We start from the raw sequence: 9,240 nt of genomic DNA on the forward strand, positions 1-9,240 counted from the left end.
CACCGTCGAGGGGCGGTGGTTCTCCGTACGCTTCGGACAGTCATTCACATGGGGGATTGGGGGCCGCGGTGAGCGGTAGCAGGGTGTTGGTGGCCGGGGCGAGCATCGCGGGACCCGCGCTGGCCCACTGGTTGCGCCGGCGGGGAGCCGAGGTGACCGTGGTCGAGCGGGCTCCCGGGTTGCGCCCCGGCGGTCAGGCGGTGGACGCGCGCGGGGTGACCAAGGAGGTCATCCGGCGGATGGGGCTGGACGCTGCGGTGCGCGCGGCCCGCACCGAGACCGCCGGGGCCTACACCGTGGACGTCGACGGGACCGTGCTGGAGACCTACCGCGCCGACGACGACGGTGGCGACGGGTTCATCGCGGACATCGAGATCCTGCGCGGAGACCTGTCCCAGGTGCTCTACGACGACACCCGCGACGGTGTCGAGTACCTCTTCGGCGACCGGATCGCCGAGCTCACCCAGGACGCCGACGGGGTCGACGTGACCTTCGCGGGCGGCGACCGGCGGCGCTTCGACCTGGTGATCGGGGCCGACGGGCTGCACTCGGCGCTGCGCGCGATGGTGTTCGGGCCGCGCGAGCGGTTCATCCGCCACCTCGGGCTCGTGCTGGCCTTCTACAGCGTGCCCAACGAGTTCGGGCTGGACCGCTGGTTCATCGAGTACCAGGACAAGGAGACCGCGCGCTCCGCCGCCCTGCGGCCCATCCAGGACGCCACCAGGGCGATGGCCATGTTCGCCTTCCCCGCGGCCGGCTTCGACGTCGACCACCGCGACGTCGAGGGCCAGCAGCGGCTGCTGCGCGAGCAGATGGCCGGCCTGGGCTGGCTGACCCCGCGCATCCTCGCGCACCTGGACGACACCCCGGACTTCTACCTCGACCAGGTCGCCCAGGTGGTGATGGACCGCTGGTCGGACGGCCGGGTCGGACTGATCGGCGACGCGGCGTTCAGCTCGTCGCCGATGTCCGGGCAGGGCACCGGACTGGCCCTGGTCGGTGCCTACCTGCTGGCCGGAGAACTGGCCGCCGCCGGGTGGGACCCCGTGGCCGGGTTCGCCGCCTACGAGACGCGGATGCGCTCGTTCGTCGAGGCCAACCAGGAGATCGGCCGGCTGCACGCGCAGAGCCGCGCCGTCCCCCGGCCGGACGCCGAGCCGGGCCCGGAGCCCGACATGGACGCGCTCATGGCGTTGGTCGACCGCGCGCTCAACGGTGTCGAACTACCCGACTACGCCGGCCTGCCGGACTCCGGGGGCGGGAACAGCGAACTGTAGGCGTTCAGCGCCGGCTGGCCGCCGAGGTGGGCGTAGAGGACGGTGGAGTCGCGGCCGATCTCGCCAGAGGACACCAGGTGGATGAGGCCTGCCAGGGACTTCCCCTCGTAGACCGGGTCGGTGATCATGCCTTCGAGGCTCGCGCCCAGGCGCATGGCGTCCACAGTGGACTCGTCGGCGATGCCGTAGGTGCCGGCGTGGAAGCGGTCGTCGAGGAGGATGTCCTCTTCGGACACCTCGACCTCGCGGAGCTTGGCGGTGTTGTGCGCGATGCGGGTGATCTGGTCGAGGGTCTCGGCCGGTTTGGCCGACGCGTCGATGCCGAGCACGCGGCGGTTGGGGTCGTTCGCGAACCCGGCGACCATGCCGGCCTGGGTGCTGCCGGTGACCGAGCAGACGATGACGGTGTCGAAGAAGACGCCGAGCTGGGCTTCCTGCAGGCGGACCTCGTCGGCCCAGTTCGCGAAGCCCATGCCGCCCAGCGGGTGGTCGGAGGCGCCGGCCGGGATCGGGTAGGGCTTGCCGCCGGAGGCGCGGACGTCCTCGATCGCCTGTTCCCAGGCGGGTTTCACGCCGATGCCGAACTCGGCGTCCACCAGGCGGACGTCGGCTCCCATCATGCGGCTGAGCAGGATGTTGCCCACCCGGTCGCTGCCCACGTCGGCCCAGTCGACCCAGCTCTCCTGCACCAGCACGGCTTTCAGGCCCGCGCGCGCCGCGGCGGCCGCGACCTGGCGGGTGTGGTTGGACTGGATGCCGCCGATCGACACGAGCGTGTCGCAGCCGGTGGCCAGCGCGTCGGCGACGAGGTACTCGAGCTTGCGGGTCTTGTTGCCGCCGTAGGCGAGGCCGGAGTTGCAGTCCTCGCGCTTCGCCCAGACCGCCGCGCCGCCGAGGTGGGCCGTCAGGCGGTCCAGGCGGTGGACCGGCGAGGGTCCGAAGAGGAGCGGGTACCTGTTCACAGTTCCTCCTGCAGGGTGCTCCAGTTCTGGTCCACCAAGGTCGTGGCCAGCGAGTAGTCACCCTGTTCGCACGCCTCGATGATCTGCTGGTGCTGGGTGACGGAATGCCGGGCGTTCGGTGAGGAGAACCGGCTGTGCTCGACCCTGCGCACCAGCGGGGTGAAGCGGTCGATCGTCGCGGCGATCGCGAAGTTGCCGCAGCAGTGGACCGCCACCGCGTGGAACTCGTCGTCGGCGGCCAGCGCGGCGACGGCGTCGTCGGCGTCGAGCGCCTTCTTGAAGGCCTTGTTCGCGGTGCGCATCGCGGTGATGTCCTCGGCCGTCATCTTCGGCACCGCCAAGCCGATGGCGAGGGCGTGCATCGCCTGCACGACAACGAGAGCGTCGCGCACCGGCTCCGCTTCCAGCGCGGTGACGCGGGTGTACGCGTGCGGCTTGGTCTCGACGAGACCCTCGTCGGTCAGCGTGGCGAGCGCCTCGCGCACCGGCGTGCGGGACAGGCCGAGCTTCTCCGCCAGTTCGACGTCCTTGATGGCCGTGCCCGGTTCGAGGTCACCGCGCACGATCGCCGATCGGATCTCGGCCGCCGCCCGCTCCTTCAGTGACCCATATCCAATATATTGCATATTGGTGAGCGTAGGGCTGGACCCAGGTGATCGCAACAGCAAGCCCCCGAGCCGCGTCGCGACTCGGGGGCCTGTGGGTGGCTTTCGGGGGTGGGCTAGGCGAGCGGCAGGACGCGTCCGAGCACCGCGAACGGGCGCGGGTCACCGGTGAACTGGTAGTGCCGCAGCACGTCGACGAAGCCGACGCGGCGGTAGAGCTTCCACGCCTTGCTCGGCCCCTCGGGCGTCGACAGCAGCACGCGGGAGGACGGCACACTCTCCAGCAGCCGGCGCAACAGGTCCTCGCCGAGGCCACGCCCCTGGGCGCGCGGCAGCACGTGCAGTTCGGTCAGCTCGAAGTAGTCGGTGAGCCACTCGTCGACGACGGCGAGCGGCGAGACGGCCATCAGCCCGCGCCGCACCTGTTCGTGCCACCACTGACCGCCCGCACCGCGGTAGCCGTAGCCGATGCCGACGAGTTCGTCCTGCTCCCCCAGCGCGACGACGCAACGCCAGTCCTCGCGCATCATGTGCGCGAGCCACATCGGGGCGCGCTGCTCGACGGTGCCGGGCGGGTAGTTCATCGCGGTCACGTACAGCGCGAGCGCCTCGCCCAGCCGCATGTTCAGCTCGGAGGCGGTCATCTCGACGATGCGCTCCAGGCGCGGCGACGCCGTCACGGCGCCACCACCGCCACACGCCCGCCCGTCAGTGCGACCAGATCCGCGAAGGTCGTGGGGTAGACGGCGTGCGGATGTCCCGCCGCCGCCCAGATCTCCTCGTAACCGGACAACGCCCTGTCCACCACGGTCTCGATCGACCTGGGGTGCCCGACCGGCGAGACACCGCCGATCACCTGGCCCGTGTGCTCGCGCACGAACTCCGGGTCAGCGCGCTTGACCGCGTCCGCACCCACCAGTTCGGCGATCATCGACGTGTCCGCCCGGTGCGCCCCCGAGGTCAGCACCAGCAGCGGGGCCGCCACGCCGTCGCGCACCGCGGCGAACAGCAGGCTGTTCGCGATCGCACCGACCTGCACGCCCACCGCCTCCGCCGCGGCAGCCGCGGTCCGGACCGCGTCCGGCAGCACGACGATGCGTTCGGCGGTCGCGGGCGGCAGGGCGTCCGCGACCCTGCGGATTCCGGGGTGTTCGAGCGCACTCACATCACCATCAGACCACGACTCGCGCCCACGTGGTGGGGCGGGTTGAGGAATCCATCGGCCGGGAGCTACGCTGAGCAGGACTCGAACATGTGTTCGAGTCGCACCATGCCTCGGAGGTGGGGTGGGGGAAGCACCCCACCTCCGAGAGCCGCCGGCTTCCCCTCGGCGGTGACGTCGTTCACCGACGCCACGAGGAGGCCGAGATGACAGCTGAGATTTCGAATCCGGCAGCCTTCCCCATCCCGTTGCCACCCGCGTCCGCGCTCGCGCTGCTGCAGCAGGCTCGCGACGCGCTCGCCGAATCCGAACGCACACCAGAGCCGTCCGAACGGTTCGCGACCGCCTATCTCGCCGCGCTGCGTGCTGCCGCCGCGGTACTCGCCTTACGTGGACGGCCCCATCGCGGGCGTTCGCGGCCGACCAGCGCGTGGGTGCTGCTCGCCGCGATAGCGCCGGAAATGAGTGAGTGGGCCACTTTCTTCGCGTCGTGGTCGTCCACGAGGGCCGCCGTGCTCGCGGGCATCACCCGGAACGTCAACGCGCGCACGGCCGACGACCTGGTGCGCCAGACCGGTCAGTTCGTGACGCTCGTCGACCGCGTGATGAGTGAGGCGAGGCGGTGAACTCGCTCGACATCCTGCGGCGTGAGGCCGAACTGCTCGCGATGTCCGCCATCGGCCAGCCACCGCACAAGGGCGTGCCCGCCTGCCCGGGACTCAATCTCGGGGAGACCGTGCGGCACGTCGGCAGCGGCTATCGCAGCGCGCTGGAGTGGATCAGGCTCGGCCGTGAACCCCAGGACGGGGAGTGGCAGGACCATCCCGCGCAAGGCGAAGATCCGTTGGAGTTCATGCGCTCGGGTGCGGAGGCCGTGCTCACTGAACTCGGCGCGCACGAAGAAGACGAACCGTGCGCGACGTGGTGGCCGGATCGGCAGAACTACGGGTTCTGGCGGCGCCGGCTCGCACACGAGACCACGTTGCACCGCATGGATGTCCAGGGCGCCGCGGGCATGGAGGTCGGCGCCGTCACCGACGAGGTCGCGATCGACGGTGTCGACGAGGTGCTCACGTTGTGGCTGGGGCACAAGCTGGACGTGCTCGGGGTGCGGGGGTCGCGCGACAGCCTGGTCGCCATCAAGGTCGGGGACCACGTGTGGCTCACGCGTTGCGGTCCGCACGGCTCGTCGGCATGGCGGGTGGTCGACCCGGAGGACGCCCACGTCGCCGACGCGCAGGTGTCGGCGAGCCCCATGACGATGTACCGCTGGCTGTGGGGACGGCTGCCCGACCGGATGGTCCAGGTGATCGGCGACCACGACGCGATCGCACAGCTGTGGGCGCTACTGCGGCTCGCGACCAAGTGACACCGACGCCGTCTCGGTGACTTTTCCTGGGCCCGCTGCCGAGAACAACCGGTAGCGGGCACGGCGGCCGTCGAAGTCCAGCAGTGCCACGGAGTTCCCGAAGTGCGGGCCACTGGTCTTGCGCCAGCGCATCAGGTCCTCTGGCACACCCGCGAGCGTCGCGAGCCGGCGGAACACCCATGCCGCGGGGCGGGACCACGACAGCCGGAAGGCGGGCTCGAACACCTTCGGCGGTTCGTTGTGCACCGGCGAACACACGAGCTGAGCGACCGTGGCCTTCGTCGGCGTGGGGAACTCGGCTTCGGCGACGTAGCTGTGGTGGACGTCGCCGGACAGCACGCAGATCGTCGCGGAGCCGTTGTTCGCGGCCTTCTCGATCATCCGGCTGAGCCGGTCGAACGACGCGCGGAACGCCGGCCAGTGTTCGAGGTCGGCCACCTGCCGGATCGCCTCGGCGGCTTTGCCCTGCCAGCCTGGCTTGCGCGCGCCGATCTCGTTGAGGGACTGGAGATGGCTGAGCGCGTGCGGCATCAGCCACGGCAGTGACGAGCCGATCAGCAGGTGGTCGAAGTCCCCTTCCGAGTTGCGTTCGATCCACTCGAACTCCTCGTCGCTGACCATCTGCCGCTTGTCGGCGGTGAGGATGCGGCCACAACGCGTGTCGACCATCAGCAGCCGGGCGCGGCCGAAGTCGCGGCGGTAGCTCCACCACGTGGACTTGCGGCCCTCGACCTCCTTGTCCGCCTCCTCGGCGAACTCCTCCAGCAACGGCAGGACGTCCGTGCCCTGCGCCTTCACCTTGGCGTACAAGGGATCCCTGGCGAGCTCGTCCGGGCCGAGGTTGCCGAGGTGCTGGTACACCCAGTAGGAGGCGATGGCGCCGCGAATCCGGTCGCGCCACCAGGGTTTGCCCGCCATCTCCTCACGCCACACCGCGGAGGTGTTCCAGTCGTCGCGCACGTCGTGGTCGTCGAAGATCATCGAGGTCGGGACGACCGACAGCAGCCAGCGGATCTCCGGGTCGCCCCAGGTCTCGTGGTAGAGGCGGGCGTACTCGGAGAAGTGCACGACTTCGCCGTCGGGTTCATGCGTGCCGTGCCGGTGGTCGCGCAGCCACTGCTTGGTGGCGTCGGTGGGTTCGTCGGCGTAGACCTGGTCTCCCAACAGGATCAGCGCCTGCGGCCACTCCTGTTCGGGAGCGCTCATCAGCCGTTGCGCGAAGGCGTCGAGGGCGTCGGGGCCGACCGGCTGGTTCGGTGCGGCGCGGCACGACCCGAAGGCGATCCTGCGAACCTCGCCGGTGCGGATGACCGGCTTGGGGAACTCGCTGTCCGGCTCCGGCCAGACGACGTTCTTGTTCAGCCGGACGTCGTATTCCGTGCGCGGGCCCAGGTTTTCCAGTCTGACGAGGGCGAAGTGCTGGCTGCCGGCCTGGAACGTGCGCGCGGTGTGCCCGGCGATCGTGACGTCGCAGGACTCGTCCGTCTCGACCCACACCGTCGCGGACGTTTCGTTGACATGCCTGAGGAGCGGTCCGAGCACCAGCTTCGCCACCCGCGAGACAGTACCCTCGCACGAGTGGAAATCACGTTCGAGGCCGCCGATCCTCCCGCCCTGGCCGCGTTCTGGTCCGAGTTCGCCGGCGACGAGCTCGAGTTGACGTTCGTGTGGAGCGACGCCCCGAAGGTCGAGAAGAACCGGGTGCACATCGACCTGGCCTCGTCGTCGCTCGAACACCAGGCGGACATCGTGGCGCGGGCCCTGAAACTCGGCGCCGAACACGCCGACGTCGGCCAGCGCGACGTGCCGTGGGTGGTGCTGCGGGATCCGCAGGGCAACGAGTTCTGCGTCCTGGAGCCGCGCCCCGAATACCCCGGGGTGATCGCCGCGGTGGTCGTCGACTCCCCGGATCCGCTCGCGTCGGCTCAGGCCACCGGACACCCGGTGGTGCGCAGCGGCGACGGTTTCGCCTCGGTGCGGCCGGAGCCCGGACCTTGGCTGGAGTTCGTGCGGACCGACGACGCCGAGCCGATCACGAACCGCGTGCGCGTGCGGTGGGCCGATCCTCGCTGACGCACAGGTGTGGCGCTCACGGCGTTGGCCGGAACGCGTCCTGGTGGTCGCGAACCCAGGTGGCGAAGGCGGTGGCCGGTCGCCCCAGGATCAGGTGCACGTCGTCGGCCAGGATGGCGTTGTGCCCGGCTCGGGCCCAGGCCATTCCGGTGATGGCGGCGTCCACGGCCGCCTGGTCGGTGCCGTGCCGCAGCATCTGCTCACGGGCGATGTCGAGCGGCAGGTCGACCGTGGTGACCGGGCGATCCAGCACGGATTCCAGGATGGCGGTCTGCTGGGGGACGCTGAGCAGTTCCGGACCGGTCAGAGTGTAGGTCCGTCCGTTGTGGCCTGGCGTGGTAAATGCTTCGGCGGCGACGGCGGCCACATCGCGCGGGTCGATGACGCCCTGGGTGGCGGTGCCGGTCATGTTGGGGACGGGATGCCCGGCGTTGATCGTGGGTGCGAACCGCAGGACGTTCGAGGCGAAGCTGGAGGGGCGCAGCACCGTCCAGGCCATGCCGCTGGACCGCACGGCCTGCTCGGCCTCCAGATGCCAGGCGCCGACCGTCCGGTTGTCGCCGATCGTCTCACCGGTGCCGATCGCGGACAGCTTCACGACCGTGGTCACTCCCGCTGACCTGGCTGCTTCCAGCATGGCGAGGTCGTGTCGCGGGGTGGGTGAGGCGGGCGCGGTGAGCAGGAACACCGCCCGCACGCCGGCCACCGCCACGGCCAGCGAGGCCGGATCGTCGAAGTCCGCCTGGACGAGTTCGACTCCGGGTTCGGCCCGCACGGCGGCGGGGTCGCGGGTCATGGCCCGGACTGCCTCGCCGCGGGAGGTCAGCTGGCGCAGAAGGTGGCTTCCGATGGTGCCGGTGGCACCGGTGATCAGGATCATGCCGGCGACGCTGTCACGGCGGCCGTCCCCGCGGCTTGGAAGTTTCGGCACGTACTGCGCCGCGACGCACGCCTACTGTGGCGCCATGGGTGTGGATCAGCACGCCGTCGAGGTCCCCGCGGGCCTACGAGCGAGGATCTCCGAGATCAGCGTCGCGACGGTCAACGATCATGGCCGCGGGCGGACGATGCTCGACGAACCGGACCACGCCACCACGTTGGTGCTGCGCGCGGCGCCTGGGCATCGCAGCGAGCTCGTGGTCATGGGACCGCGCACCCGCGGCCGGTACCACGTGGGCCAGCCGGGGCCGTGGTGCGTCAAGGCCAGGCTCCACACCGGCCAGACCCGGAGCCTTCTCGGCCGTCCCGCCCACGAACTCGTCGACCGGATCGTGCCCCTCAGGACGTTCTGGGGTGAGCCCGCCGACCGCATGGCCGGCGAGCTGGCCGGCCTCACCCCCGGTGCGGCCGGTGAGTTGTTCGCCCGGCTTCTCGTCCACGGTCCCGCGGCCGGTGCACACGGTGACCCGCGGCGAGACGAGCTCGTGCGCGCGGCGACCGCGTTGCTGGCCGCCGATCCCGGCCCAGGAGGGGTGGCCGCGGCCGCGCGCCGGCTGCACATCAGCGAACGCCACCTGCGCAACCTCTTCGCCAACGGCGTCGGCCTGTCACCCAAGCACTTCGCCCGGATCGATCGGGTGCGAACCGTGCTCGCCCACGCCCGAGTCCGGCCGTGGGCCGATCTCGCGGCCGCTGCCGGCTACTACGACCAGTCGCATCTGACCGGCGAGTTCCGCCGGCTCATGGGCGTCCCTCCCGCCGCGTTCAGCCGAGGCGAACTGCCCACCGCCACGCCGTGCCACGCGCCCGTCAACTGATATCCCATATATCAGTTATGCAAAAGACGTTTGCG

11 protein-coding genes are annotated in these 9,240 nt (G+C 70.6%); 5 read left to right on the top strand and 6 right to left on the bottom strand.

Annotation, left to right across the window (positions count from 1 at the left end):
• Positions 1-68 precede the first annotated feature (68 nt).
• Positions 69-1,277, top strand: coding sequence for an FAD-dependent monooxygenase (locus B0F77_RS30835; RefSeq protein ID WP_086666508.1), 1,209 nt, complete (start codon positions 69-71; stop codon positions 1,275-1,277).
• Here B0F77_RS30835 and B0F77_RS30840 read toward each other — a convergent pair.
• The 4 genes from B0F77_RS30840 to B0F77_RS30855 all read right to left on the bottom strand — a co-directional run bounded on the left by B0F77_RS30840 (position 1,232) and on the right by B0F77_RS30855 (position 4,009).
• Positions 1,232-2,239 carry a 1-aminocyclopropane-1-carboxylate deaminase gene (locus B0F77_RS30840; RefSeq protein ID WP_086666509.1) on the bottom strand — a complete coding sequence of 336 codons (1,008 nt, stop codon included), beginning with the start codon at positions 2,237-2,239 and terminating at the stop codon, positions 1,232-1,234. The genes B0F77_RS30835 and B0F77_RS30840 overlap by 46 nt on opposite strands.
• Entirely contained in the window at positions 2,236-2,865 is a 630-nt protein-coding gene (locus tag B0F77_RS30845; protein ID WP_086666510.1) for a GntR family transcriptional regulator, read from the bottom strand. The genes B0F77_RS30840 and B0F77_RS30845 overlap by 4 nt, the downstream gene beginning before the upstream one ends.
• Positions 2,866-2,960: 95 nt before the next feature.
• Entirely contained in the window at positions 2,961-3,524 is a 564-nt protein-coding gene (locus B0F77_RS30850; protein WP_245848850.1) for a GNAT family N-acetyltransferase, read from the bottom strand.
• On the bottom strand, positions 3,521-4,009 hold the full coding sequence (locus B0F77_RS30855; RefSeq protein ID WP_086666511.1) for a YbaK/EbsC family protein: 489 nt from the start codon (positions 4,007-4,009) through the stop codon (positions 3,521-3,523). The genes B0F77_RS30850 and B0F77_RS30855 overlap by 4 nt, the downstream gene beginning before the upstream one ends.
• 203 nt (positions 4,010-4,212) lie before the next feature.
• Here B0F77_RS30855 and B0F77_RS30860 point away from each other — a divergent pair, with 203 nt between their 5' ends.
• Both B0F77_RS30860 and B0F77_RS30865 read left to right on the top strand, forming a co-directional pair.
• Positions 4,213-4,632, top strand: a complete 420-nt coding sequence (locus B0F77_RS30860; RefSeq protein ID WP_086666528.1) for an SAV_6107 family HEPN domain-containing protein — start codon at positions 4,213-4,215, stop codon at positions 4,630-4,632.
• Positions 4,629-5,375, top strand: a complete 747-nt coding sequence (locus B0F77_RS30865) for a maleylpyruvate isomerase N-terminal domain-containing protein (RefSeq protein WP_245848852.1) — start codon at positions 4,629-4,631, stop codon at positions 5,373-5,375. Before B0F77_RS30860 ends, B0F77_RS30865 begins: the two co-directional genes overlap by 4 nt.
• Here B0F77_RS30865 and B0F77_RS30870 read toward each other — a convergent pair.
• On the bottom strand, positions 5,352-6,929 hold the full coding sequence (locus tag B0F77_RS30870; RefSeq protein WP_086666512.1) for an alkaline phosphatase D family protein: 1,578 nt from the start codon (positions 6,927-6,929) through the stop codon (positions 5,352-5,354). The genes B0F77_RS30865 and B0F77_RS30870 overlap by 24 nt on opposite strands.
• A 24-nt stretch (positions 6,930-6,953) precedes the next feature.
• On the opposite strand from B0F77_RS30870, the gene B0F77_RS30875 reads away from it, so the two are divergent.
• On the top strand, positions 6,954-7,448 hold the full coding sequence (locus B0F77_RS30875; protein WP_086666513.1) for a VOC family protein: 495 nt from the start codon (positions 6,954-6,956) through the stop codon (positions 7,446-7,448).
• A 16-nt stretch (positions 7,449-7,464) separates the two neighbouring features.
• On the opposite strand, the gene B0F77_RS30880 is transcribed toward B0F77_RS30875, so the two are convergent.
• Positions 7,465-8,328 carry an NAD(P)H-binding protein gene (locus tag B0F77_RS30880; RefSeq protein WP_086666514.1) on the bottom strand — a complete coding sequence of 288 codons (864 nt, stop codon included), beginning with the start codon at positions 8,326-8,328 and terminating at the stop codon, positions 7,465-7,467.
• Between the two features lie 85 nt (positions 8,329-8,413).
• Between B0F77_RS30880 and B0F77_RS30885 the strand changes: the two genes are divergently transcribed.
• Positions 8,414-9,205: a helix-turn-helix domain-containing protein gene (locus tag B0F77_RS30885; protein WP_086666530.1), complete on the top strand. Its 792-nt coding sequence runs from the start codon at positions 8,414-8,416 to the stop codon at positions 9,203-9,205.
• Positions 9,206-9,240: the final 35 nt, after the last annotated feature.

Source organism: Lentzea kentuckyensis, assembly GCF_002150765.1.
GTDB lineage: Bacteria > Actinomycetota > Actinomycetes > Mycobacteriales > Pseudonocardiaceae > Lentzea > Lentzea kentuckyensis.

Excerpts from the sequence above, each read along its gene's own strand:
- B0F77_RS30860 (WP_086666528.1), top strand. The coding sequence starts at position 4,213 with ATGACAGCTGAGATTTCGAATCCGGCAGCCTTCCCCATCCCGTTGCCA.
- B0F77_RS30880 (WP_086666514.1), bottom strand. The coding sequence starts at position 8,328 with ATGATCCTGATCACCGGTGCCACCGGCACCATCGGAAGCCACCTTCTG.
- B0F77_RS30885 (WP_086666530.1), top strand. The coding sequence starts at position 8,414 with ATGGGTGTGGATCAGCACGCCGTCGAGGTCCCCGCGGGCCTACGAGCG.
- B0F77_RS30845 (WP_086666510.1), bottom strand. The coding sequence starts at position 2,865 with ATGCAATATATTGGATATGGGTCACTGAAGGAGCGGGCGGCGGCCGAG.